Genomic DNA, 24,883 nt, shown 5'->3' on the forward strand with positions numbered 1-24,883 from the left:
GGATTTTATGACAGTGAATCAATATTTAACGACGCTACAACACCAAATTGAGCAAAAATATCAAGGACAAACGGAGTTCATTCAAGCGACAGCAGAGTTTTTACCAACGATTGCACCTTATTTGGCAGAACATCCAGAAATTATCGAGCATGACCTGTTATCCCTTTTAATTATTCCAGAGCGTTTAATACAATTTCGTGTGCCATGGCAAGATGATGAAGGAAAATGGCATGCTAATCATGGTTATCGTGTTCAATATAATTCTACACTTGGACCTTATAAAGGCGGGATTCGTTTTCATCCAAGTGTTAATGAAAGTATTATGAAATTTTTAGCTTTTGAACAGATTTTTAAAAATGCGTTGACGTCTTTACCTATTGGTGGTGGTAAGGGAGGTAGCGATTTTGATCCTAAAGGCAAGTCTGACGCAGAAATTATGCGTTTTTGCCAAAGCTTTATGACCGAGTTACAAAAATATATAGGGCCGGATACAGATGTACCTGCTGGAGATATAGGAGTAGGGCATCGCGAGATTGGCTATTTATTTGGACAGTACAAACGTCTAAACTCGTTTCAAGCAGGCGTTTTAACAGGAAAACCTGTCGATTTTTGGGGGAGCTTAGCGCGAAAAGAGGCAACAGGCTATGGTCTCGTTTATTTTGTTAAACATTTATTAGCCGATCAAGAAGAGCTCTTGGAAAACAAACGAGTGGTTGTTTCTGGTAGTGGAAATGTAGCTATCTATGCTATAGAAAAGGCTCAATCATTAGGAGCTCTTGTCCTAACATGTAGTGATTCTTCTGGTTATATTTATGATGAAAAAGGAATTGATTTAGAGACAGTTAAAAAAATCAAAGAAGAACAACGCGGACGTATTTCAGCTTATTTAGAAGTTCATCCTGAAGCGACTTATGTTGCAAATGAATCGGTATGGTCGTTATCTGCTCCATATGAAATTGCTTTACCATGCGCTACTCAAAATGAAATCACGCAACACTTGGCGCAAGACATGATAAAAGCAGGGGTAAAAATTGTGGCAGAAGGCGCAAACATGCCATCAGATTTAGAAGCGATTCAAGCATACCAACAAAACCATGTTATCTATTGTCCAGGAAAAGCAGCAAATGCTGGAGGAGTAGCTGTATCAGCTTTGGAAATGGCACAGAATTCGCAACGACTTGCTTGGAGTTTTTCAGAAGTCGATCAAAAACTTGATGAAATAATGTTGAACATTTACGAAACTTGTCAACAAACGGCTTGTGAATATGCTGAAAAAAACAACTTGGTTGCCGGTGCTAATATAGCAGGTTTTGCTAAAGTTGCGCAAGGAATGCTTTCACAAGGATTGGTATAGGTATCGTTATTGAACAAAGCGTAATGTTTCTTCCTTGTAATAATCAGCTTGAAAGCTTGAAAAAAAACTGAAAAAAACGTAAAGTATAGGAAGTAAGGAAATTCGAAACCTTTGAAGGAGGAACAAGAATGGCACACATTCAATTTGATTATTCTAACGTAGTGGATCGTTTTATTGGAGAACACGAGTTGGGATACATGCAAACACAAGTAACAGCAGCACATCAAGCACTTCATGAAGGAACAGGTGCAGGGAGCGACTACCTAGGTTGGATTGATTTACCAACTAATTATGATAAAGAAGAGTTTGCTCGTATTAAAAAAGCAGCTGAAAAAATTCAATCAGACTCTGAAGTTTTAGTCGTGATTGGAATTGGTGGTTCATATTTAGGGGCAAAAGCAGCGGTTGATTTCTTACACCACTCATTCTATAACTTGTTAGACAAAGATGAACGTAAAGCACCCCAAGTCTTTTTTGCTGGAAATAGTATTAGCTCATCTTATTTAGCAGATTTAATTCATATTATTGGAGATCGTGATTTTTCTGTTAACGTTATTTCAAAATCTGGAACAACAACAGAACCTGCTATTGCATTCCGTGTCTTTAAAGAATTATTAATCAAAAAATACGGAAAAGAAGAAGCAAACAAACGTATTTATGCGACAACAGATAAAGCACGTGGAGCAGTAAAAGAAGAGGCTGACGTTGAAGGATGGCAAACGTTTGTGATTCCAGATGATGTTGGAGGTCGTTTCTCAGTCTTAACAGCGGTTGGTTTATTGCCAATTGCAGCCAGTGGTGCTGATATTGATGAATTAATGTCTGGTGCTGCTCAAGCAAGCAAAGATTTTGCTACAGATAAGTTAGAAGACAACATTGCTTATCAATATGCTGCGTTACGTAATGTTTTATACCGTAAAGGAAAAGTGACTGAATTACTAATTAATTACGAGCCAAGCTTGCAATACTTCTCTGAATGGTGGAAACAATTATTTGGCGAATCTGAAGGGAAAGACCAAAAAGGAATTTATCCTTCAAGTGCCAACTTCTCAACAGACTTACACTCACTTGGACAATACATTCAAGAAGGACGTCGTAACATCTTTGAGACGGTTATTAAAGTTGACAAACCTCGTTTAAACCTAGATATTCCTATGGCAGAAAAAGATTTAGATGGCTTAGGTTATTTACAAGGAAAAGATATTGACTTTGTTAATACAAAAGCTTTCCAAGGAACATTGTTAGCCCATACAGATGGGGACGTACCAAACTTTGTCGTTACAATTCCTGAACAAAATGCTTATACATTAGGTTATTTAATGTACTTCTTTGAAAAAGCAGTCGGCGTTTCTGGCTATTTAAATGGTGTCAATCCATTTGACCAACCGGGAGTTGAAGCATACAAGAAAAATATGTTTGCTTTATTAGGTAAACCTGGTTTTGAAGACTTAGCGAAAGAATTAAACGAACGTTTATAATTGCCAAAAAGACTTACCTTTAAAGGTAAGTCTTTTTCTTTTTGAAAAGGCTTTGACATATTTTCGTTCTTCGCTTATAATCGTAATTAGTTCGGTTCCGTAGCTCAGTTGGGAGAGCACTACCTCGACAAGGTAGGGGTCGCTGGTTCGAGACCAGTCGGGACCATAAAAAGCTTTGACGCATGCGTCAAAGCTTTTTTTTATTTACACATGTTCCACTAAAAAATCATAGAGCTGCTTGTCGTCCAGACCAGCATTTAAGCCGACTAATAGTTTAAGGCGCGCTTTTTGACTGTTGAGGCCATTACAAAAGATAACCCCTTTTTTTTCTAACTGACGACCGCCACCGTCATAATCATAAACACCTTCTACGACACCGTTAAAACAACGAGATACTAAAACGACTGGGACATTTTTTTCTAGTAAATGATCAAGAGCAGGGAGTGTTTCGGGAGGTAAGTTTCCTGCGCCTAAGGCTTCTATGACGAGCCCATCGATATTACTACCTAAAATCATCGGAAATAAGCTGTCGCCTAAACCGGCATAAGCCTTAATAATAGGAATCGTCCCATTGACTGACTCAATATTTAAACAATGATGTTCAATTAACTGTTGATAAAAGGTAATATGCTGCTTTGTAACTAGACCAATGGGGCCAAAAGTCGGTGTTCGGAAAGTCGCGACGTTTGTCGTATGTGTTTTTGTGACATAACGAGCCGTGTGAATTTCGTCGTTCATTACGACTAGGGTGCCTTTACCAATGGACTCATCGCAGCTTGCCACTCTAATAGCCGTTTGATAATTATATAAGCCGTCTGCTCCGATTTCATTGCTAGAACGCATCGCGCCTGTTAGTACAATGGGAATACGGTCACCAATCGTCACATCTAAAAAATAAGCCGTTTCTTCTAATGTATCTGTCCCATGCGTAATCACCACGCCCGTGATACCTTCATCGATTCCAGTTAGAATACGTTCTTTTATTAAGAGCATGTAGCTAGGTGTCATATATGGAGAAGGTAGCTGTAAAAAGTCTTCGATAATTAATTGCGTATCTTCATCAAATTGTAGTTGTTGGTGTAAGAGAGGGTTCAAGCCCGTCGTAGTGACTGCACCTGTTTGATGATCTTCACTCATCGCAATCGTCCCGCCTGTGTGTAATACTAATATTTTTTTCATGATGGACTCCTTTTTTCATCTTTTAAGCGTTGAATCAATAGTGTTGATAACACCTTCATTGCTATTTTACCTTATATCGGCTAAAATTTAAGCAAATAAAGAGGGAAAGGTGAAAAAAGTGATAAAAATCGGATTAACAACGTGGTCAGAGCATGGTCATCTTTTTCAAAAAAATCAATTAACTTTGGCAGAGTATGCTTCAACTTTCCCTGTTGTAGAAGTCGATACCTTTTTTTATGCGATACCTCATCCTGATACGGTTAAAAAGTGGGTGGAGCAAACGCCAGATTCATTTAAATTTATCGTTAAAGCGCATCAAGCTATGACACTTCATCGGTCATGGAGCGACTTTTTTGAAAGTGAAAAAGAGATGTATGCTCGCTATCAAGCAGCCATTTCGCCATTAAAAGATTCTGGAAAATTAGCAGCCATTTTATTTCAGTTTCCGCCGACATTTCGCTGTGAGACAGCGTCGTTAGTCTATCTCAAACGTTTAAAACGAATCTGTGGGAAACTGCCCGTAGCTGTTGAGTTTCGTCATCAGAGTTGGCTAAGCCCGGAGTACAAAGATAAGACGATAGCTTTTTTAACCTATCACCAGTTAACGTTGGTCACGGTTGATGAGCCGCAGGTTCCAGACGAGTCGGTGCCTTATATGCCTGTCACTACCACGAAGACTACTGGCGTCGTTCGTCTTCACGGTCGCTCGTTAGAGGGCTGGCAAAGGAAGGACGAGGACTGGCGTAAATTTCGAACGCTTTATCGCTATAATGAACGAGAGCTTGCGAGTTTACAAAAAGATTTTATTAAAATGGTACAGGAAGTTGAATCACTTTATGTTATTTTTAATAATAATTCTGGCGGAGATGCAGGGGTCAATGCCTTGAACGTGATAGAAAGCATGAAGCTTGAGTATCACGATTTGCATCCAAAACAGACAACACTTTTTTAGGATGTGTAACATGATAAAAATCGTATTTTTTGATATCGACGGCACCCTTGTTAATGACAGTGCTAAAGTTTTACCTAGCACGCGTATGGCAATCGATTTACTAAAGAACAAAGGAGTTATCTGTGCGATTGCGACAGGACGAGGACCGTATCGACTTGACCGCCAAGTTGATGGAATGGAGATGGACGTCTATGTGACGTATAATGGACAGTTTACCTATACAGAGAACCAGAAAGAAATACTGCGTGAAGAACCACTAGCGCCAGAGACGGTTGAAACGATCATTAGGATAGCGCAAGACCAACAATATTCATTGTTACTAGGAGAGGCGAACCAACTAAGAGGAAGTCGTTTTATGTTATTTGCGCAAAAACCATATGCTAAGCGACTCAAGCGCTATCTCCCTAAAAGTGATGCCATGCTTCAAAATATGCAGCAACTGAAAAGTTGGATAAAGAGTCGGTGTCGCGGCAAAAATCGTGTGAAATGGACAAAAAGACCTGTCTATCAAATTATTATGATGCTGAGTAAAGCGGAGCAAGTAGCGATTGAAAAAGACTTACCGCCGTGTAAAATCACCCGTTCAAATCCGTATAGTGCCGATATAATTTCTGAAGAGGGCTCTAAAATGAAGGGGATTGAGGCAGTTTTAGATTATTATGGTTTGCAAGTCGAAGAGGCGGCTGCATTTGGTGATAGTTGGAATGATTCTGAGATGTTAAATGGGGTTGGTATCGGTGTGGCTATGGGGAATGCCGCAGAGGAAATTAAAAAACAAGCGGATATTATCACGACTAGCCATAACGAAGATGGTATTGCGAGAGGTTTGTATCTCGCTGGAATACTTAATGAAGATGAATGGAAAGTCGTTCAACAATATAGAAAGTAATAGAAGTTCTTAGCATCAGATAAAAGGAAGATAAAAATAAGATTTCTAGTGAATCACATACAAAGTTATGATATAATGAAAAATAGTTGAAAAATACTGGGATAATGAAAAATTATAACTATCCATAGATAAAATAAAGAAATGTTGCCTATAAAAAAGCATAATGGAGGAACGTCAATGAAATCCAATACCATTTTACTGGTTTTCGTTATCATCATTGTCATAGCGGCAATTTCCTATGTTATAGGAGTTCTGATGAAGCGGCGAAATGAAGAAAAATTAAAAAAATTAGAACAGCGTAAACTAGATTTGTTTGATTTGCCTGTATTTGATGAAGTCGATGAGATTAAAAAAATGCACTTGGTAGGTCAAAGTCAAAATACGTTTCGTGAATGGAGTCAAAAGTGGGAAGATATTTCGACATCTTCTTTCGCAGAATTAGAAAGTCGCATATTTGAAGTTGAAAATTTAAATGAAACGTTTCGTTTTTTCAATGTAAAAGACGCCATTGTTGCCGTAGATGAAACGATGACCGAAATGGAAACGGAAGTCGCTGAAATTCGTCAAGGGTTGAAAGAGTTAAAAGACAGTGAAGAGCGTAATTCTTTAGCTGTACAAGAAGCTCTCGACCAGTTTGGTGAACTTAATGAGCAGATTAAAAATGAATCAGACTCATTTGGTCCTGCTTTACCAGTAGTTCAAGAAAAAGCAGAAGAAATTGAAAAGAGTTTTAAACAATTTGTTAATTTAAACTCTTCTGGCGATCCTATGGAAGCTCGTACGGTTTTAGTTCAAGCAGAAGAAGATACATACGCTTTAGCTGACTTAGTGGATGATATACCACCGTTAGTATCAGAGTTAACAGATACTTTCCCAAGTCAATTGGACGAAATTGAGGCGGGCTATAATAAACTGTTAGAGCAACACTATCAATTCCCTACGAAAGATTTACCTGAAGAAGTTCGTCAAACTCGTGGTCAGATTGATGATGCGTTATCAGCATTGAAGAAAATGGAACTAACAGAAGTCCAAAATATTAGTAGTATAGTGACAACACGAATTGATCAGTTATATGAGCGTTTAGAAAAAGAAATTGAAGCTCGTCAATATGTCGAAAAAAATCTCGATGTGGCCTTAAAATTTGTGGCTCATGTGATGAAAAATAATCGTAATTTAATGATAGAGCTAGATCATACGTCTCAAAGCTATACATTAAATAATAATGAGCTAGGCATGACACGCTCATTCCAAACACAGCTTGAAGGAATTGAACGTCAATTATTACAAATTCAAGAACACTTAAAAGATGAAACAGTGATTTACAGCGAAAGTGCTGAAGCCATTGAAGCAAGTTTAAACATGATGGAAGATACGGAAAATCAACAAGTAGAAATTAGCGACAGCTTGAAAAATCTGCGTAAAGACGAAGAAGTCGCAGCTGAAAAGATTGAATCGTATGAATTTAAGTTGCGTCGCATGAAGCGTTACGTTGATCAACAACGTTTACCTGGTGTTCCACAAGAGTATTTAGAATTCTTTTTTGTGGCAACCGACCGTGTTGAAGAGCTTTCACGTGAATTAAGTAAGATTCGAATTGACATGGATGAGATTAATCAGTTAGTGGCTTATTGTGACGAAGATATGATGCTGTTAGATGAAAAAACGAATGAGTTAGTCGACAGTGCGGCATTAACGGAACAAATGTTACAGTACGCTAATCGTTACCGTCACAGTCATCCACAAATTGAACAAGCGATTAATAAGAGCTTGCATTTCTTCACAGAAGAATATCGTTATCAAACAGCGTTGGATGAAATTGGTGTCGCATTAGAAGCGGTAGAACCTGGAGCTTTTAAACGAATTGAATCCATTTATTTCCAAAATAAAGAAATGATGTATTAATCAGGAAAGCTAAAGCAGCCCGTCTGTTTTAGCTTTTTTGCTTGTGTGAAAGTTGCGCTCATGAAAGAGAAGGTCTATAATAGGAAAGAATTTTACAAGGAGACGATAGAATGATTTATTTTGATAATAGTGCGACAACCCCGGTATTACCGAGTGTTTTGCAAACATATATCCAGACTACAGAGCGGATGATAGGTAACCCTTCAAGTTTACATCGATTGGGGAGTCAAAGCACACGTTTGCTAGAACAGTCTCGTAAACAAACGGCTGAATTATTAGAGGTAGCACCAGAAGAAATTTATTTTACTAGTGGTGGAACAGAAAGTAATAATTGGGTATTAAAAGGAACTGCGTTAGAAAAAGCGGCTTTTGGTAAACACATTATTGTTTCAAGTGTAGAGCATGCTTCTGTCTATCGTTCATGTGAACAGTTAGCTAAAGCGGGTTTTGAAATAAGTTATGCGCCTGTAGATACTCAAGGTAAAGTCATTGTTTCAGAGCTTGAAAAACTAATTCGCAAAGATACAATACTTGTTTCGTGTATGGCGGTAAATAATGAAATTGGGACGATTCAACCTATTTCCGAAATTAGTGACCTGTTAAAAGATTATCCAGCGATTCATTTTCATGTGGATGCCGTGCAAGCAATAGGGAAAGTTCCGTTTACCGCGTGGTTGACGGAGCGTGTTGATTTTGCGAGTTTATCGGCACATAAATTTCATGGTCCTAAGGGAGTGGGCTTGTTGTATTGGCGTAAAGGTCGTAAGCTTGCTTCTCTTATTACCGGTGGTGGGCAAGAACATGGTAAAAGAAGTGGAACGGAAAACTTAGCAGGGATTGTCGCAATGTCACGTGCTTTACGTTTACAGCTGACAGATGTGTCGCTAAAAGAAACGCATATGACACGCTTGCGTGATTATCTGATTGCTTCTTTGTCAGAATATGACAATGTGACGTTGTTTTCAGAATCAACAGAAGCGTTCGCGCCACATATTGTCTGTTTTGGTTTAAAAAACATTCGAGGAGAAGTACTCGTTCACGCTTTTGAAGAAAAAGATATCTACATCTCTACAACCAGTGCGTGTTCAAGTAAAAAAGTAAGTACACATGGGACGTTAAAAGCCATGCATGTTCCTGAAAAACAAGCAACGACAGCTGTACGCGTGAGTTTTTCAGAAACGTCTACCTTGCCAGAGGTCGAACAATTTTTAATCGTTTTTGATCATCTTTATAAAAAGTTTACACAAGCCTTCTAAAAGTTAAATAGGGAAAGGATTTATTATGGAATATACAGAAATTATGGTGCGATACGGTGAGTTATCAACAAAAGGCCGTAATCGTAAAGCATTTATTAATCAATTAGGACGAAATGTTAGAAATACCTTGCATGCTTTTCCTAATGTGAAAGTCCAAGCGCATCGTGACCGTATGCATTTAAAACTCAATGGAGAGCCAAGTCAGCCTATAATAGCAGCCTTAAAACCAGTATTTGGTATTCAGACTTTTTCACCAGCGATTCAAGTAGAAAAAGAATTATCTGTTATTTATCAAACGGCGATTGAGATGGTAAAAGAGCGTTATGAAGAAGGTCAGACATTTAAAATCACGACGAAACGAGCTGACAGAGAATTTCCACTTGATACACGGGAATTAAATCGTGAAATTGGTCATGCCGTTATTGAAGCAATACCTGGTATTCAAGCTCAGATGAAACAACCAGATATCGACGTGCGAGTAGATATACGTCACAACGGGGCTTTTTTATCTTCAGAAATGTTTCATGGTGCAGGCGGCTTACCTGTTGGTTCGAGTGGTAAGTCGGTGTTAATGCTCTCAGGAGGGATTGATTCACCAGTAGCCGGTTACTTAGCTATGAAGCGCGGAGTTGAATTAGAAATGGTTCATTTTTATAGTCCGCCTTATACGAGTGAAGCTGCTTTAAACAAAGCAAAAGATTTAACGGTCAAGTTAACGCCGTATGTAGGGAGTATCCAATTTATCACAGTCCCTTTCACAGAAATTCAAGAAGCGATTAAAAAAGAGGTTCCACCTGGGTATCTCATGACGATTACACGTCGTTTCATGTTGCGTTTGACAGATGCTATTCGTGAACAGCGTAAAGCATTGGCTATTTTTAATGGGGAATCATTAGGACAGGTTGCTTCTCAAACGTTGGAAAGCATGGTCGCAATCAACGATGTAACGAACACACCTATTTTACGTCCTCTTATTTCAACCGATAAGACTGAAATCATCAAACTGGCAGAAGAAATCGACACATTTGATTTAGCGATTCAACCATTTGAAGATTGTTGTACGATATTTGCGCCACCTCAACCGAAAACAAAACCTAAATTAGAAAAGTGTATACAATACGAGCAACGACTAGATGTTGAAGGATTAATAGAACGTGCCTTAGCAGGTATTACGATTGAAGAAATTAATAGTCGCGACCAATTTTTGCAAGCAAAAGAAGAAGACTTCACAGATTTATTATAATTTAACAAGCCACTTGTCATTGAATGTGCAATGATTAAGTGGTTTTTTCTTGTCTTTTTTAGAATAAGTATGTAAAATCACAAACTTTAGTTGTATTCTTTCACAATGAATGATACACTTTAGTGTGAAAAGATTAACAAGAGGTGGATGATGAAAATGAAGGAGTATAAAATTCCCAACGCGACAGCGAAAAGAATCCCGTTATATTATCGATATTTAAAAAAATTAGAAGAATCTCATGTTGAACGTATCAAATCTAAAGAATTTAGTCGAATGATTCAAATCCCATCTGCGACCATACGTCGTGATTTTTCTCACTTTGGCGAACTAGGTCGGAGTGGTTACGGTTATGATGTGAGCTATTTGATTGAAGTTTTTGGGCATGTCTTAAATACGCAAGTGGAAAAACCGATAGCGTTAGTCGGAGTAGGAAATCTTGGTAAAGCGTTAGCTCGTTATAATTTTAGACGTAATCATAATTTAAACATTGTTTGCGCGTTTGATACGAATCCAGAGATTGTGGGCCAAACGGTTCGTGATATTGTCGTACAAGACCTATCTGAGATGCCAGAAACGTTAAAAAAAGAAGGCGTTACAACTTTAGTCTCGACCGTTCCGAGTAAGCATACACAGGATGTCGTAGATTTAGCGATTGAAAATGGTGTGACCGCGATTTTAACCTTCTCGCCTAATCGTTTGCGTGTCCCTGATAACGTTAAAGTTCAATATATCGATTTAACAACTGAGTTACAAACGTTGATTTATTTCGATGAGAATTTCACCTCAACGAAACAATTTAACTTTGGTGAATAAGACAACAAGTCGTTCTAATGTTAATTTCTTGACGATTCCTTTATAATAGAAAGTAACACAAGAAAGGGGAATAAGTTTATGAAAGTAACTTTAGGTGGCGAAGCTGTAACATTAGTTGGAAATGATTTAAAAGTAGGCGACAAAGCACCAGATTTTAGTTTAAATAATTTGAACAATGAACCTGTTCAATTAGCAAACTTATTAACACAACCCGTTTTATTAAATGTTGTACCGGACATTGAAACAGGCGTTTGTCAATTACAAACGAAACGTTTTAATCAAGAAGCAAATAAAATAACTGAGGCAAAACTTGTCACAATTTCAAAAAACTCACGAGAAGAGCAACAAAATTGGTGTGCAGGTGAAGGCATCGATATGGAAATGTTACATGATCCTGAGTTATTCTTTGGACGTGAATACGGCATTCTTATTGAGGAATTGGGTATTTTTGCTCGCTCGATTTTCATTATTGATACAGATGGAAAAATTGCGTACGTGCAAATTGTTCCTGAAATCAAACAAGAACCAGATTATGACGAAGCGTTAGCAGCTCTAAAAGAATTGATTAACTCGTAGTTGATTTTGTCAAAACTATCTTGTAAACTAATAGAAAGACGATGAACAAGAGGAGTAGTAAGTCCCCCTTTTTATAGAGAGAAAATCATTGGTGGAAGATTTTTAAAAGAGACTTATGAAGGTAGCTTGGGAGTTTCGTGTGACTATTAGTTTCTCACGACGAGTTGTATTCGTTACATACAGAATGAGCAGTAAATACATGCATTTACTGAAATTTAGGTGGTACCGTGATGAATTCGCCCTAAACATACATCCGTATGTTTAGGGCTTTTTTTTATGAAAGAAAGGATGGCTAAAATGACTGAAAAAAATTTATCGACAAAGTATATGCCAAAAGAAGTAGAAGCAGGACGCTACGAAAAATGGTTAGCAGGTGGCTATTTTAAACCAAGCGGTAATCCCGATGCCAAACCATATTCGATTGTATTGCCTCCACCAAATGTTACTGGAAAATTACATTTAGGCCACGCGTGGGATACAACGCTACAAGATATTATTATTCGTCATAAGCGTATGCAAGGCTATGATACTTTATGGCTACCAGGTATGGATCACGCTGGAATTGCAACGCAAGCGAAGGTAGAAGAAAAGCTTGCGACTGAAGGAGTGAGTCGTTACGATTTAGGTCGTGAAGCGTTCTTAGAAAAAACGTGGGAGTGGAAAGAAGAATATGCCGACCACATTCGCGAACAGTGGGCCAAGTTAGGTATTTCTGTGGATTACAGTCGCGAGCGTTTTACACTAGATGAAGGCTTGTCACAAGCAGTTAATCGCGTTTTCGTTCAATTATATAAAAAAGGCTTAATCTATCGTGGAGAATATATCATCAACTGGGATCCGAAAGCGAAAACGGCTTTATCTGACATCGAAGTGATTCATAAAGATGTAGAAGGTGCTTTTTATCACATGGCTTATCCGTTAGCTGATGGCAGTGGTCAAACATTAGAAATTGCGACGACACGCCCTGAAACAATGCTTGGAGACACAGCAGTTGCAGTTCATCCAGATGATGAGCGTTATCAAGCGCTTATCGGCAAGACGGTAATATTACCCATCGTAGAAAAAGAGATTCCGATTATTGCAGATGAATATGTCGATATGGAATTTGGAACAGGGGTCGTAAAAATCACCCCAGCTCATGACCCTAATGACTTTGAGGTGGGAAATCGTCATGATTTACCACGAGTTAACGTGATGAATGATGATGGTACAATGAATGATACTGTCGCAGCGTATGCAGGGATGGACCGCTTTGATGCGCGTAAACAAATTATTAAAGATTTAGAGTCAGCTGGTTATTTAGTCAAAATAGAAAAAATGACTCACAGTGTGGGACATTCTGAACGGACGGGTGTTGTCGTTGAGCCACGTCTGTCGACTCAGTGGTTCGTTAAGATGGCGCCATTAGCCCAAAAAGCGATGGACAATCAAGCGACAGATGAGGCTGTGAACTTCTATCCACCTCGTTTTAATCAAACATTCATGCGTTGGATGGAAAATGTTCACGACTGGGTTATCTCACGTCAGCTATGGTGGGGACACCAGATTCCTGCATGGTATCATTGTGAAACAGGTGAGATGTATGTTGGAGAAGAAGCTCCAGCCGACAGCGAAAATTGGCGTCGTGATGAGGATGTTTTAGATACATGGTTTAGCTCTGCCTTGTGGCCGTTTTCAACATTAGGCTGGCCGGACGAAGACAATGCGGACTATCAGCGTTATTTCCCAACGTCGACTTTAGTCACAGGTTATGACATCATCTTCTTCTGGGTGAGTCGAATGATTTTCCAAAGTTTAGAGTTTACAGGAGAGCGTCCATTTGAAAATGTTTTAATGCATGGATTAATCCGAGCGGAAGACGGACGTAAAATGAGTAAATCTCTTGGCAATGGTATCGACCCAATGGATGTTATCGACCAATACGGAGTGGACGCGTTACGTTGGTTCTTATCGACAGGCTCTACGCCAGGACAGGACATGCGCTTTAGTTACGATAAAATGGATGCTGCATGGAATTTTATTAATAAGATTTGGAATGCTAGTCGTTTCGTACTGATGAATATTGACGATATGACATATGAAGACATTCAATTAGACGGACATAAGACGGTTGCGGATAAATGGATTTTAGCACGCTTAAATGCGACGATTGTAGAAGTGTCAGATTTATTTGAACGATTTGAATTTGGTGAGGCCGGTCGTCATCTCTATAACTTTATCTGGGATGATTTTTGTGATTGGTATATCGAAATGAGTAAAGAAGTATTATACGGCGAAGATGAGCAACAAAAAGCTATGACACGTAGCGTTCTTGTTCATGTCTTAGATAATATTTTACGCTTATTACATCCAATCATGCCATTTGTAACAGAAGAAATTTGGGACAGCATACCTCATCAAGGTGAGTCAATTGTCGTCGCTGATTATCCAGTAGCGGACGTTTCTTACTTAGATGAAAAAGCAACTGAAGGCATGGAAGTATTAAAAGACTTGATACGCGCTGTTCGTAATATTCGTGCAGAAGTTAATACCCCTATGTCAAAACCAATTACGCTATTAATTAAAACGAAAGATGATGTGACACAAGCTTTTCTTGAAACGAATACATCTTATATTGAGCGTTTTTGTAACCCGGAAACACTTGAAATTTCAGCTGACATTGTCGCACCAGAAACAGCTATGAGTGCCGTCATTAAAGGAGCCGAAATTTACTTACCACTTGCTGATTTAATCAATATTGAAGAAGAAATCAAGCGTTTAGAAAAAGAACTAGAGAAATGGACAAAAGAAGTGCAGTTAGTACAAGGGAAGTTAGCGAATGAACGTTTTGTAGCCAATGCACCTGAAAAGGTGGTTCAAGCTGAACGAGAAAAAGAGCAAGATTATTTAGCGAAACAAGCCTCTGTTAAAGAACGCATTGCCTCACTTTCTCAGTTAAACTAACCTTCTTAATATAAGGGGGAGAAAAATGAATTATCAAGAAGCATTGGATTGGATTCACGGACGTGTTGCTTTTGGCTCGCGTCCGGGCCTCATCCGAATTGAAACATTGTTAAAGAAACTTGGCTCTCCTGAAAAAAAGATAAAAACCGTGCATATCGGTGGGACGAATGGTAAAGGCTCGACCTTATCCATGGTCCGAGACTATCTAATTCGTGAAGGATTCCATGTAGGAAGTTTCACCTCACCGTATTTAGTCACATTTAATGAGCGTATTAGCTTAAATGGCGTCCCTATCGCAGATGATGATTTGACGGACTTAGTACAGCGTATCCGCCCAATCGTCGAAGAGATGGACCAAGAGGCCTCCGTCATGCATATGACAGAGTTCGAGATTATTACGGCGATGATGTTTCTCTATTTTTATGAGCAACAAGTCGATGTAGCATTGGTTGAGGTTGGCTTAGGTGGTTTACTCGATTGTACTAATGTGATTCATCCCTTAGTATCAGTGATTACGACTATTGGTTTAGATCATATGGATATCTTAGGAGATAGCATAGAAAAAATCGCGTATCAAAAAGCTGGGATTATAAAATACGAAACGCCGGTTGTGCTAGGTAACCTCCCAGTAGATGCGACACGAGTAATTCGTTCAGTGGCGACGAAACAACACAGTCAACTTTTTGAATTTGGACAGGATTTTAATGTTTCAGTATTTCAGAAAGCTACTGACAATGGCGGAAAATTCCACTCTAAAAACGAGTCTTTTGACTTTGAAGTGGCATTAGAAGGGAATCATCAGCTTGAAAACGCAGCTGTGGCGATAATGACGTGTCAACTAGTGATGCCACAGTTAGCTCACTCGTTTTCTGTGGAAAAAATGCAAGCAAGTCTTCGAGCTGTAAGATGGCCGGGACGCTTGGAGAAAATCATCGACTATCCCGCAATCTATTTAGATGGGGCTCATAATGAGCCAGCAGTCATGCGTTTGAAAGAAGTAGTGACGCAACAATGGCAAGATAAACACGTCACGATTCTTTTTGCGGCTATTGCGACAAAAGATATTCAACATATGATGGCATTATTTCAAACGATTCCAAACGTCACGCTAAAAGTGACAACATTTGACTATCCACGTGCGGTTAAAAAAGTCGGTTACGTAGAAGCTGGCTTACGTGAAGAGCAATGGGTCTCTAGTTGGCAAACGTTCATTTCGTCTTATACGTCAAGCGAGGACGATTATTTATTAGTAACAGGTTCACTCTATTTTATTTCCCAAGTTAGAGAATTTATTCTAGAGGAGGCATATAATTGGAAAAAGTAAAAGGTGTCATTTTTGATATGGATGGTTTATTATTTGATACAGAAAAAGTTTATATAGAGGTCAATGTCGCGTTAGCACCTAAGTATGGCATGCATGATTTAGATGAAGCGTATATGTTGGAACACGTTGGCTTATCCGATGCGCTTTCTTTTCAAAAGTATTTACGTGATTACCCGCATATGACGGAAGAAAAGTTGACCGCTTTTGTTAAGGAAGGACATCAAGTCGTTCATGAGCGCTTTTCAGAAGGTACGACACCGTTAAAACCTTCTGTTAGAGAATTGTTAGAGGAGCTAAAGCGACAAGACATACCTTGTGTCGTTGCTTCAAGTAATCTACGACGTTTTATTGATATTTTATTAAGAGAAGCTAATTTAACACACTATTTTAAAGCCGTTTTTTCAGCTGAAGATGTGACATATCCTAAGCCAGATCCCGAGATAGTTTTGAAAGCTGTTGAGGCTTTAGGATTAAAACCAGAAGAATGTTTAATGTTGGAAGATTCATTTAGTGGCGTACGAGCAGCTCACGCGGCAGGTGTGCCTGTTGTAATGGTTCCAGACTTGATGTCGCCAGATGATGAGATGAAAGCAAAAACGGTAGCAGTGACGGAGACATTAGCAGAAATATTAGCAGCGTTTAAAAAATAAATACAAGTTGAAACACCTCCTTTTCGTATATAGATATAGGAGGTGTTTTTTTGATACAAAAAAAGCAAAACGCTACAACGTTTGAAGCTGATCGGCCACGAGAACGATTATTAGCAGCTGGCGAGCAGCATTTATCGACTCAAGAATTATTGGCAATTTTATTAAGAACGGGTTATAAGGAAAAAGATGTCATGGCATTGGCGCAAGATGTATTACAATCTTTTTCATCGTTGTATGAGCTTAAGCGAGCTAATATTGAGGAATTGCAACAAATAAAAGGAATTGGACAAGTCAAAGCGATTGAGATGAAAGCGGCACTAGAGCTAGGGAAACGTCTATGTGAAGCAAAGGAACCTAAATATGGGCAGGTTTTATCTAGTCAAAAAATCGGAGAACAACTGATGATACGCTTAAAAGATTTACGGCAAGAACATCTTATTGCTTTATACTTAAACACTAAAAATGACATTATTAAACAAAAAACAGTATTTATTGGCTCGTTAAATCAATCGATTGCTCATCCGCGTGAAATCTATCAAGAAGCAGTAAAATGCTCTGCCGCCCGAATAGTATTAGCACATAATCATCCATCAGGAAATCCACAGCCCTCTAAGCAAGACCGCTTATTAACAAAGCGAGTCCAAGAATGTGGGGAAATTATTGGAATTGATTTATTAGACCATATTATTGTCGGACATGAAGGATATATCAGCTTTCGTGAAGAAAATCTTTTATAAATCTATAAAAAACTTGAAAAGGTTTTCATCATCGTATAAAATAGGTTTGTGGCAAGTCATATAATCGATTTGTCGAATTTATAATGTGTCGTATGACACAAGGAGGAAACAAGAGATGGAACAAGGTACAGTAAAATGGTTTAATGCAGAAAAAGGTTTTGGATTTATCCAACGCGAAGAAGGCGACGATGTATTCGTACACTTCTCAGCTATTCAAGGAGAAGGTTTTAAAACATTAGAAGAAGGTCAAGCAGTGACTTTTGATATTGAAGAGTCAGATCGTGGACCACAAGCAACAAACGTAGAAAAACAAGCATAGAACCTACCTTCCTTATCATGTGATTGATAAGGAAGTTTTTTTGTATTTATAGGTAAAATAAAAAAGCCTCGATGACAAAATCGGGGCTTTTTGAAGAAAATGGGATTAGCGAGCGCGACTTTTACGCATAGCTTTACGACGATTTTCTTCAATAATATTTTCTTTTTCTTCGATTGGATCAATCACAGTTTTTTTAATACCAAGGGCTAAACCTGCGACTGTTGCGATTGTAACAGCAGCTCCTGTTACAAATCCTGAAGTGAATTTTTTCATGAATATCACCTTCCTCTACCTCTTTATTATCGTATATTTTTCCAAAAAAAGCCACTATTTTGTGTCTGGAGGTCGCGTGTTATCTTTTTAGATAGAATATGTTAGAATAATAACGATACGGAGGGGTATTATGACAAAAATTATTGCACATAGAGGGAGCAAGGGGACACATCCTGAAAATACATTACCGGCTTTTGAAGAAGCAATTGTGGCAGGAGCCGACGGGATTGAATTAGATGTTCATGTTTCAAAAGATAATGAACTCATTGTCATACACGATGAACGAGTCGACCGAACGACTAATGGCGAAGGAGAAGTCAAAGAAATGACTTTAGCCGAGATTAAGCAATTAGATGCGGGAAGTTGGTTTGACGCAGAGTACGAAGGAACAACCATCCCTACACTCGCAGAAGTTTTATCTTTTTTAAAAGAGCGTGAATTTAAAGGGTTGTTAAATATTGAAATTAAAACAGATATTTATGACTATCCGGGTATTGAGGAGAAGGTAGAGCAGTTAATGACTAGTGAGTCATGGCCGTTTATTTACATGTATTCTAGTTTTAACTTTGATACCTTAACGCGTATGGAAAAAATAGCGCCATTCGTGCCGAAAGCCTATATTATTTTTAAGAAAGAAGCGTCAGTGAAAAAAGCGCAGGAAACAGACTTTATCGAAGGAGTACATCCGAAGATAACTTGGTTGGAGCAACCGTCTAAATCGTTTAGAAAATTTGATAAAGCGATTCGACCATGGACGGTGAACTGCGTGGCGGATATGGTCATGTGTTATGAAGAAAATCTGGCCGCTATTCATACGGACGTTCCGAGATTAGCAGTGGCGATTAAAAAGGAATGGTTACGTGAAAAAGCAGAAGGATAAAATTATCGTCATCGTAGGACCGACTGCCGTAGGGAAGACTGCCTTGAGTGTTGAACTTGCTAAGAAGTTGAATGGTGAGATTATCAGTGCTGATTCAATGCAAGTTTATGAATCACTTTCTATTGGTACGGCGAAAGTGACAGCTGATGAAATGGAGGGGATTCCTCATTATCTCATCGATTGTGTGCCAATATCGGGTAGTTATTCTGTGCATGATTTTAAAGAGCAAGCTCGAAAAAAGATAAGCGATATAACAAGCCGTGGTAAGCTCCCAATCGTTGTCGGTGGTACAGGACTTTACATTCAGGCACTTTTATTCGATTTTCAGCTCGGACAGAAAAAAACAGAGCAAGAAACGCAGTTGCAAAAAAAATGGGAGACGTACTTGGAATGTTATGGGAAGCAACGACTATGGGAAGCATTAGCACAAGTAGACGAACGAGCAGCTCAGGCTATTCATCCTAATAATACAAGACGAGTCCAGCGAGCGTTAGTTGTGAAAGAGCATACGGGCATGAGTTTGCTTGAACAAGATACGGTGGATTTTACTGATTTATCTGAAGCGATATATGATGTCCAGTTGATTGGTTTAAGTACCGATAGACCCTTACTTTATGAGCGCATCAATCAACGTGTAGATTTAATGATGTCGTCAGGACTATTAGATGAAGTCAGACTGTTAGCGAATCATCGTGATTATCAGAGTGCGCAAGGGATTGGGTACAAAGAGTTTTTCCCATATTTAGACGGAGAAATAAGCTTGGAAGAAGCGGTCTCAGCAGTTAAGCAAAATTCACGTCGCTACGCCAAACGTCAGCTGACATGGTTTCGTAATCGCATGACGGTTGACTGGTGGGATATTATAAAAGAACCAGAACAAGTGTCTCGTCTTGAACAACAATTAGAAAAATGGTGGAAAGGAGGCAATTAACATGAGTGAACGAGTTGTGATAGTAGGAGTAGAAACGCAAGAAAATTATCGGTATTTTGAAGCGTCAATGTCAGAGTTGGTTTTATTGACAGAAACTGCCCAAGGAGAAGTTGTCGCTTCTTTGATTCAAAAGCGACCAGCTGTCGACCGTCAAACACTAGTCGGTAAAGGAAAATTACAAGAGATTGCTGATGTGGTAGACCGAGAAGAAGCTGATTTAGTAGTATTCAATCATGAGTTATCGCCTCGTCAAGGGAGTTACATTCAGGAGCAACTAGACGTGCGAGTGATTGACCGGGTACAATTAATTCTAGATATTTTCGCTTTAAGAGCACGTTCTAAAGAAGGACAGTTACAAGTTGAGCTAGCTCAGCTTAACTACCTGCTGCCACGTTTGACAGGGCAAGGTGCGGCGATGTCAAGGCTCGGTGGGGGAATTGGAACGAGAGGTCCCGGTGAGACGAAACTAGAAATGGACCGTCGTCACATTCGCGATAAAATCACCGCGATTAAACGAGAGCTAAAAGATGTGTCAGCTCACCGTGAGCGAAATCGTCAAAAAAGAAAAAATGCGAATGTATTTCAGATTGGCTTGATTGGTTATACCAATGCTGGAAAGTCAACTATCTTAAATGGTTTGACAACAGCCGATACGTATGAAAAAAATGAGCTTTTTGCAACGCTAGACCCTTTAACGAAACAATGGACAATTGGCGAAGCAATGGCTGTTACGTTAACGGATACGGTAGGGTTTATTCAAGATTTACCAACACAGTTGATTGAGGCTTTTCAATCGACATTAGAAGAAAGTCGCAACATGGATGTCTTATTACACGTTGTAGATGCGAGCGCTGAACAAAGACATTTACAAGAAGAAACAGTCATGAGCTTATTAAATGAGTTAGGGATGTCAGAAATCCCCGTGTTGACTGTGTATAATAAAATGGATTGTGTTGATGCGGATCAATTTATGCCGACGCTGTTTCCTAATGTACAAATCTCGGCAAAATCAGAAGCGTCTTTAGAACAATTAGAAGAGGCGATTGTGACTTTCTTAAAGGAACTATTTGTGCCGTATCATATTGGACTACCAGCAGAAAAAAGTTATCAAGCTCAAAGCTTAAAGCAAACGACATTATTAATGTCGGAAGAATATAACGAAGATGAAAATAGTTATGACTATCGAGGATTTGCCCCTCAAACATCTCCATGGATAAGAAAGGAAGCGTCAGAAAAGTGAGTTGGACAGCAGGATTTAATCAAGATTTAGTAGAAAAAATGAGAAAAGTGGATCAAAAAATTATCGGTAGACGAGAAGAGATACAAGAAGTGGCTCTTTTTAATCAAGCAAAGGTATTAAACGCCTTTCGTGAACATCATCTTTCAGATAGCCATTTTGCCATGTCGACTGGATATGGTTATGATGATATGGGACGTGATGTTTTGGAAGCTGTTTACGCTACGGTATTTGGTGCAGAAGATGCCATTGTACGACCACAGTTAATCTCAGGAACACATGCGATTGCGACAGCACTATTTGGTGTATTGCGTCCAGGAGATGATTTACTATATATCACAGGGACGCCTTATGACACGCTCCAAGAAGTGATTGGGATTACAGGTGACGGGATTGGCTCATTTAAAGAATATCAGATTGGCTACGATGAAGTCGCATTGAAACCAAATGGTCAGGTGGATTTTGAAGGGATTAAAGCGAAAGTCACGGATAAAACAAAAGTGATAGCAATTCAACGTTCACGTGGCTATGATCAACGTCCTTCGTTTACCATCGAGGAGATAAAAGAGATGACAGACTTTGTACGTCGTGAGTTTCCGAATGTCATTATTTTTGCGGATAATTGCTACGGTGAATTTGCTGAAACGATGGAACCTACGGAGGTGGGCGTAGACTACATGGCAGGCTCATTGATAAAGAACCCGGGTGGTGGGATTGCTAAAACGGGGGGATACATCGCTGGACGTCACGACATCATTGAGAAATGTGCGAATCGAATGACAACACCAGGAGTTGGTAAAGAAGCAGGTGCGATGTTATATAGCACACATGAAATGTTACAAGGATTCTTCTTAGCTCCGCATGCTGTTAGCCAAGCGATTCAAGGGGCAATATTTACAGCAGCGTTATTAGAAGAGTTTGACGTTGCTTCCACGCCAAAATGGCAAGACCCTCGTACAGATTTAATTCAAATGATTGAACTAGGGAATCAAGAAGACATGGTGAAGTTCTGTCAAGCTGTTCAACGTTATTCACCGGTTGACGCGCATGTTTCGCCAATACCGTCTTCAATGCCAGGTTATGAAGACGAGGTAATTATGGCTGCGGGTACGTTCGTTCAAGGTGGTAGTTTAGAACTAACAGCAGACGGCCCCATTCGCGAACCTTTCCAACTATATGTTCAAGGTGGCTTGACGTATGAACATGTTAAAATTGCAGTGTTAAATGCCGTTCAAGATGTGTTTTATTCAGCTTAAAAAAAGATAAAAGAAAGAGGCTACCCATTCGGCGGGCAGCCTCTTTCTTTTATACCAACATACTTTTTAAATATTTCTTATTGTTTAGTGATGGGCTTTAGGCATTGAAATTGTCACAAGATGTGGCATTTCAATCATGTTGTACTGTTCAGCCGTCGCATCTTTTGGCAGTAGTCGTTCGATGACTAAATCAATTTCATTACGTTTCACTTTTCGATAGTCATTTTTTATGACGATTTCACGGTGAGTTGGCGCTTCAGAATATAGAACGGTTGATTTCCCTAAGGTGTAAACCTTCATAAAACGTGTGTCAGTATTGTCTAGCTGTCTTTGGACTAAATCAATATAACTATTCGTCACATCGATTAATTTCATTTTTATCACCCCATTGGTAGTTTAAACTTTTCTTAATCATATTATAACTTTTTTAAGAAGATTTTTCAAAGATAAGAAAATGCTCTTTCACGACTAAAGTGAAAGAGCCTTAATAATTTATTCAGAAGTTTCTTTGGTGACATATAACTGTTGTTTATCATCCACATCGGCATAAAATTGTGTCGTTTCTGGATGGTCTAAATAGTAAGCAGCGAGTTGATCTTCGACGTGTTCTTGTATCACTCGGCGTAAAGGTCTAGCTCCCATATCCGGGTTGTAACCTAAGTTAACTAGCTCTTGTTTTGCATCATTTGATACCGTTAATGTAAGATGTTGCTCGCTAAGCATGTCATTTACATCAGCTAACATGAGATCGACAATTTTAAGTAAGTTTTCTTTTGATAGGGGTTTGAATTCAATAATACCGTCGAAACGGTTAATGAATTCTGGTTTAAAGTAATGTTTTAGCTGTCCTAAGACGGATTGTGTAGTGCCAGACTGAATGGCGCTGAAGCCAACACTCGCTTCGACGTTACCCGTACCGGCGTTACTCGTCATAATAATAAGCGTATCCGTAAAGCTAACGGTTCGTCCTTGAGCATCAGTCAATCGTCCGTCATCTAAGATTTGTAAGAACATATGCATGACATCGGGATGTGCTTTTTCAATCTCGTCTAGTAAGATTAGGCTGTAAGGATTACGACGGACTTGTTCTGTAAGCTGCCCTGCTTCATCGTAACCTACATAGCCAGGAGGAGAGCCTATTAATTTTGAAATGCTGTGTTTCTCCATATATTCACTCATATCTAGACGAATCATCGTTTCTTTAGAACCAAATAGTTCATCAGCGAGCTGTTTTGCTAACTCTGTCTTTCCAACACCAGTTGGGCCGACGAATAAGAAGGAGCCAATTGGGCGATTCTTTTTATTTAAACCAATACGATTGCGACGAATCGCTTTGGCGACTTTTTCAATCGCTTCATCTTGTCCGATAACGTGTGCTTGTAAGTCGGATTCCAGTGTTTTGAGTTGAGACGCTTCTTTTTCTTTTAGTTCACCGACTGGAATTCCAGTTTTTAATTCAACTGTTTCTTCCATATCTTTTTCAGAAACAGTTGGCATTTCATCATCTGCCACTTGTTGATTTTTTAGTTTTGTAAAGTGACTTATTTGATCGCGATAGTAGGCAGCTTTTTCATAATCTTCTTCTTGAGAGGCTTTTTCTTTTTGCTTCTCAGCCTCAGCTAAACGTTTTTCGATAGTAGCGGGGTCAATAGTTTGAATCGTCAAGTTCTTTTTAGACCCTGTTTCATCTAGTAAATCAATCGCTTTGTCCGGTAAAAAGCGGTCGTGAATATAGCGATTTGATAATACAGCGGCGCTTTCAATCGCAGCATCTGAGTATTTAACATGGTGATAATCTTCGTAACGTTGTTGGATTCCTTTTAAAATTTGAATAGTTTCTTCAACAGTCGGCTCTTTTACTTGAACAGGTTGCAAACGACGTTCCAGAGCAGCGTCTTTTTCGATAATGCGATACTCTGTTAAAGTCGTAGCACCAAGCATTTGTAACTGACCTCTAGCAAGAGCAGGTTTTAAAATATTGCCGGCATCCATGTTGCCATCACCAGCGCTACCAGCTCCGACCAACTCATGCACTTCATCAATAAACAAAATAATGCGTTCATCTTGTTGTACTTCATTCATTAACGCTTGCATACGTTCTTCAAACTGTCCGCGAATCCCTGTCCCTTGTACGAGAGAGACGACGTCGAGTTGGATGACCTCTTTGTTTGCGAGTTTTTGAGGGACTTTGCCATTGACGATTTGTAAAGCTAATCCCTCGGCTACGGCTGTTTTACCCACACCTGGTTCACCGATTAGCACAGGATTATTTTTAGTTCGTCTATTTAAAATTTCAATAACACGTGTGATTTCAGCATCACGTCCGATAACGGGGTCTATTCGACCTTGTCGAGCCTCTTCGGTTAGATTTAATCCATATTCTTGTAGCACGCTGCCGCCACCTTGTTGGGGTGGGGTAGGACCACCGCCATTCGCCTGAGTAGGAGGCGTTTGACTAGGACGACTCGAACTCGACATTTGCTCGGAAATCGATTTAAAGAAGTCTTCAATCGAACTAAAACCGTACGGGTCGCGGTTCATATTCATCAGTTGTCCACGATACTGTGCATTTAATTGACGATAACAATTTTGACATAGATATATTTTACTTGATTCATGTCCCATTAGGACGGAAAAATGAATAGTTGCTTCGTTTTGTTTACAATGTTGACATAGCATTCTTGTCACGTC

22 protein-coding genes, 1 tRNA gene and 1 other annotated feature are annotated in these 24,883 nt (G+C 39.1%); of the genes, 19 read left to right on the forward strand and 4 right to left on the reverse strand.

What is annotated here, in order from left to right; all coding sequences use genetic code 11:
- Nucleotides 1-7: 7 nt before the first annotated feature.
- The 3 genes from gdhA to M2919_RS09270 all read left to right on the forward strand — a co-directional run bounded on the left by gdhA (nt 8) and on the right by M2919_RS09270 (nt 2,998).
- A complete protein-coding gene (gdhA, locus tag M2919_RS09260; protein WP_248848732.1) occupies nt 8-1,354 on the forward strand; it encodes an NADP-specific glutamate dehydrogenase in 1,347 nt (448 codons plus the stop codon).
- Between the two features lie 128 nt (nt 1,355-1,482).
- Nucleotides 1,483-2,832, forward strand: a complete 1,350-nt coding sequence (locus M2919_RS09265; RefSeq protein WP_202585476.1) for a glucose-6-phosphate isomerase — start codon at nt 1,483-1,485, stop codon at nt 2,830-2,832.
- A gap of 93 nt (nt 2,833-2,925) precedes the next feature.
- A tRNA-Val gene (locus M2919_RS09270) sits at nt 2,926-2,998 on the forward strand.
- 38 nt (nt 2,999-3,036) lie between these two features.
- On the opposite strand, the gene M2919_RS09275 is transcribed toward M2919_RS09270, so the two are convergent.
- Nucleotides 3,037-4,011, reverse strand: coding sequence for an asparaginase (locus tag M2919_RS09275; RefSeq protein WP_248848733.1), 975 nt, complete (start codon nt 4,009-4,011; stop codon nt 3,037-3,039).
- 109 nt (nt 4,012-4,120) lie between these two features.
- Between M2919_RS09275 and M2919_RS09280 the strand changes: the two genes are divergently transcribed.
- The 12 genes from M2919_RS09280 (at nt 4,121) to M2919_RS09335 (ending at nt 17,615) form a co-directional block, all read left to right on the forward strand.
- Nucleotides 4,121-4,963: a DUF72 domain-containing protein gene (locus M2919_RS09280; RefSeq protein WP_248848734.1), complete on the forward strand. Its 843-nt coding sequence runs from the start codon at nt 4,121-4,123 to the stop codon at nt 4,961-4,963.
- 10 nt (nt 4,964-4,973) lie between these two features.
- On the forward strand, nt 4,974-5,852 hold the full coding sequence (locus M2919_RS09285) for a Cof-type HAD-IIB family hydrolase (RefSeq protein WP_248848735.1): 879 nt from the start codon (nt 4,974-4,976) through the stop codon (nt 5,850-5,852).
- 177 nt (nt 5,853-6,029) lie between these two features.
- On the forward strand, nt 6,030-7,754 hold the full coding sequence (locus tag M2919_RS09290) for a septation ring formation regulator EzrA (protein WP_248848736.1): 1,725 nt from the start codon (nt 6,030-6,032) through the stop codon (nt 7,752-7,754).
- Between the two features lie 110 nt (nt 7,755-7,864).
- The gene (locus tag M2919_RS09295) at nt 7,865-9,010 is read left to right on the forward strand and encodes a cysteine desulfurase family protein (RefSeq protein ID WP_248848737.1); all 1,146 of its coding nucleotides are present in this window, start codon (nt 7,865-7,867) and stop codon (nt 9,008-9,010) included.
- A 25-nt stretch (nt 9,011-9,035) separates the two neighbouring features.
- Nucleotides 9,036-10,253 carry a tRNA uracil 4-sulfurtransferase ThiI gene (gene thiI / locus M2919_RS09300; protein ID WP_248848738.1) on the forward strand — a complete coding sequence of 406 codons (1,218 nt, stop codon included), beginning with the start codon at nt 9,036-9,038 and terminating at the stop codon, nt 10,251-10,253.
- A 150-nt stretch (nt 10,254-10,403) separates the two neighbouring features.
- The gene (locus M2919_RS09305) at nt 10,404-11,066 is read left to right on the forward strand and encodes a redox-sensing transcriptional repressor Rex (protein WP_126760702.1); all 663 of its coding nucleotides are present in this window, start codon (nt 10,404-10,406) and stop codon (nt 11,064-11,066) included.
- 78 nt (nt 11,067-11,144) lie between these two features.
- Nucleotides 11,145-11,642: a thiol peroxidase gene (gene tpx, locus M2919_RS09310; RefSeq protein WP_248848739.1), complete on the forward strand. Its 498-nt coding sequence runs from the start codon at nt 11,145-11,147 to the stop codon at nt 11,640-11,642.
- A gap of 32 nt (nt 11,643-11,674) precedes the next feature.
- Nucleotides 11,675-11,889: a binding site (T-box leader), on the forward strand.
- A 50-nt stretch (nt 11,890-11,939) separates the two neighbouring features.
- On the forward strand, nt 11,940-14,585 hold the full coding sequence (locus tag M2919_RS09315; protein ID WP_248848740.1) for a valine--tRNA ligase: 2,646 nt from the start codon (nt 11,940-11,942) through the stop codon (nt 14,583-14,585).
- A gap of 25 nt (nt 14,586-14,610) precedes the next feature.
- Nucleotides 14,611-15,909, forward strand: coding sequence for a bifunctional folylpolyglutamate synthase/dihydrofolate synthase (locus tag M2919_RS09320; protein WP_248848741.1), 1,299 nt, complete (start codon nt 14,611-14,613; stop codon nt 15,907-15,909).
- Nucleotides 15,897-16,559, forward strand: a complete 663-nt coding sequence (locus M2919_RS09325) for an HAD family hydrolase (RefSeq protein ID WP_248848742.1) — start codon at nt 15,897-15,899, stop codon at nt 16,557-16,559. Before M2919_RS09320 ends, M2919_RS09325 begins: the two co-directional genes overlap by 13 nt.
- Nucleotides 16,560-16,609: 50 nt before the next feature.
- Complete coding sequence (gene radC / locus M2919_RS09330; protein WP_248848743.1) at nt 16,610-17,296, forward strand: RadC family protein; 687 nt, start codon at nt 16,610-16,612, stop codon at nt 17,294-17,296.
- Nucleotides 17,297-17,411: 115 nt separating this feature from the next.
- Nucleotides 17,412-17,615 (forward strand): cold-shock protein, encoded by a 204-nt coding sequence (locus M2919_RS09335; RefSeq protein ID WP_023606421.1) that lies wholly within the window; start codon nt 17,412-17,414, stop codon nt 17,613-17,615.
- A 105-nt stretch (nt 17,616-17,720) separates the two neighbouring features.
- Here M2919_RS09335 and M2919_RS09340 read toward each other — a convergent pair whose 3' ends face one another.
- Nucleotides 17,721-17,888: a DUF3042 family protein gene (locus M2919_RS09340; RefSeq protein ID WP_023606422.1), complete on the reverse strand. Its 168-nt coding sequence runs from the start codon at nt 17,886-17,888 to the stop codon at nt 17,721-17,723.
- A 130-nt stretch (nt 17,889-18,018) separates the two neighbouring features.
- On the opposite strand from M2919_RS09340, the gene M2919_RS09345 reads away from it, so the two are divergent.
- From M2919_RS09345 to M2919_RS09360, 4 genes are read left to right on the forward strand one after another with little or no spacing between them, the layout of a single operon-like run.
- Nucleotides 18,019-18,768 carry a glycerophosphodiester phosphodiesterase gene (locus M2919_RS09345; protein WP_023606423.1) on the forward strand — a complete coding sequence of 250 codons (750 nt, stop codon included), beginning with the start codon at nt 18,019-18,021 and terminating at the stop codon, nt 18,766-18,768.
- On the forward strand, nt 18,749-19,699 hold the full coding sequence (gene miaA / locus M2919_RS09350) for a tRNA (adenosine(37)-N6)-dimethylallyltransferase MiaA (protein ID WP_248848744.1): 951 nt from the start codon (nt 18,749-18,751) through the stop codon (nt 19,697-19,699). The genes M2919_RS09345 and miaA overlap by 20 nt, the downstream gene beginning before the upstream one ends.
- Nucleotide 19,700: 1 nt before the next feature.
- Nucleotides 19,701-20,939 carry a GTPase HflX gene (hflX, locus tag M2919_RS09355; RefSeq protein ID WP_248848745.1) on the forward strand — a complete coding sequence of 413 codons (1,239 nt, stop codon included), beginning with the start codon at nt 19,701-19,703 and terminating at the stop codon, nt 20,937-20,939.
- The gene (locus M2919_RS09360; protein ID WP_246616567.1) at nt 20,936-22,192 is read left to right on the forward strand and encodes a methionine gamma-lyase family protein; all 1,257 of its coding nucleotides are present in this window, start codon (nt 20,936-20,938) and stop codon (nt 22,190-22,192) included. The genes hflX and M2919_RS09360 overlap by 4 nt, the downstream gene beginning before the upstream one ends.
- Before the next feature lie 84 nt (nt 22,193-22,276).
- Here M2919_RS09360 and M2919_RS09365 read toward each other — a convergent pair whose 3' ends face one another.
- Both M2919_RS09365 and M2919_RS09370 read right to left on the reverse strand, forming a co-directional pair.
- Nucleotides 22,277-22,567, reverse strand: a complete 291-nt coding sequence (locus M2919_RS09365) for a DUF1827 family protein (protein ID WP_126760692.1) — start codon at nt 22,565-22,567, stop codon at nt 22,277-22,279.
- Nucleotides 22,568-22,684: 117 nt separating this feature from the next.
- Nucleotides 22,685-24,871, reverse strand: a complete 2,187-nt coding sequence (locus M2919_RS09370) for an ATP-dependent Clp protease ATP-binding subunit (protein WP_248849507.1) — start codon at nt 24,869-24,871, stop codon at nt 22,685-22,687.
- Nucleotides 24,872-24,883 lie beyond the last annotated feature (12 nt).

Origin of the sequence: Vagococcus lutrae (assembly GCF_023299185.1) — a bacterium.
GTDB lineage: Bacteria > Bacillota > Bacilli > Lactobacillales > Vagococcaceae > Vagococcus_A > Vagococcus_A lutrae.

What these genes read in the sequence shown, in the direction of transcription:
- gdhA (WP_248848732.1), top strand. Translation starts at nt 8, where the DNA reads ATGACAGTGAATCAATATTTAACGACGCTACAACACCAAATTGAGCAA.
- M2919_RS09265 (WP_202585476.1), top strand. Translation starts at nt 1,483, where the DNA reads ATGGCACACATTCAATTTGATTATTCTAACGTAGTGGATCGTTTTATT.
- M2919_RS09275 (WP_248848733.1), bottom strand. Translation starts at nt 4,011, where the DNA reads ATGAAAAAAATATTAGTATTACACACAGGCGGGACGATTGCGATGAGT.
- M2919_RS09285 (WP_248848735.1), top strand. Translation starts at nt 4,974, where the DNA reads ATGATAAAAATCGTATTTTTTGATATCGACGGCACCCTTGTTAATGAC.
- M2919_RS09290 (WP_248848736.1), top strand. Translation starts at nt 6,030, where the DNA reads ATGAAATCCAATACCATTTTACTGGTTTTCGTTATCATCATTGTCATA.
- M2919_RS09295 (WP_248848737.1), top strand. Translation starts at nt 7,865, where the DNA reads ATGATTTATTTTGATAATAGTGCGACAACCCCGGTATTACCGAGTGTT.
- thiI (WP_248848738.1), top strand. Translation starts at nt 9,036, where the DNA reads ATGGAATATACAGAAATTATGGTGCGATACGGTGAGTTATCAACAAAA.
- M2919_RS09305 (WP_126760702.1), top strand. Translation starts at nt 10,404, where the DNA reads ATGAAAATGAAGGAGTATAAAATTCCCAACGCGACAGCGAAAAGAATC.
- tpx (WP_248848739.1), top strand. Translation starts at nt 11,145, where the DNA reads ATGAAAGTAACTTTAGGTGGCGAAGCTGTAACATTAGTTGGAAATGAT.
- M2919_RS09315 (WP_248848740.1), top strand. Translation starts at nt 11,940, where the DNA reads ATGACTGAAAAAAATTTATCGACAAAGTATATGCCAAAAGAAGTAGAA.
- M2919_RS09320 (WP_248848741.1), top strand. Translation starts at nt 14,611, where the DNA reads ATGAATTATCAAGAAGCATTGGATTGGATTCACGGACGTGTTGCTTTT.
- M2919_RS09335 (WP_023606421.1), top strand. Translation starts at nt 17,412, where the DNA reads ATGGAACAAGGTACAGTAAAATGGTTTAATGCAGAAAAAGGTTTTGGA.
- M2919_RS09340 (WP_023606422.1), bottom strand. Translation starts at nt 17,888, where the DNA reads ATGAAAAAATTCACTTCAGGATTTGTAACAGGAGCTGCTGTTACAATC.
- M2919_RS09345 (WP_023606423.1), top strand. Translation starts at nt 18,019, where the DNA reads ATGACAAAAATTATTGCACATAGAGGGAGCAAGGGGACACATCCTGAA.
- hflX (WP_248848745.1), top strand. Translation starts at nt 19,701, where the DNA reads ATGAGTGAACGAGTTGTGATAGTAGGAGTAGAAACGCAAGAAAATTAT.
- M2919_RS09365 (WP_126760692.1), bottom strand. Translation starts at nt 22,567, where the DNA reads ATGAAATTAATCGATGTGACGAATAGTTATATTGATTTAGTCCAAAGA.
- M2919_RS09370 (WP_248849507.1), bottom strand. Translation starts at nt 24,871, where the DNA reads ATGCTATGTCAACATTGTAAACAAAACGAAGCAACTATTCATTTTTCC.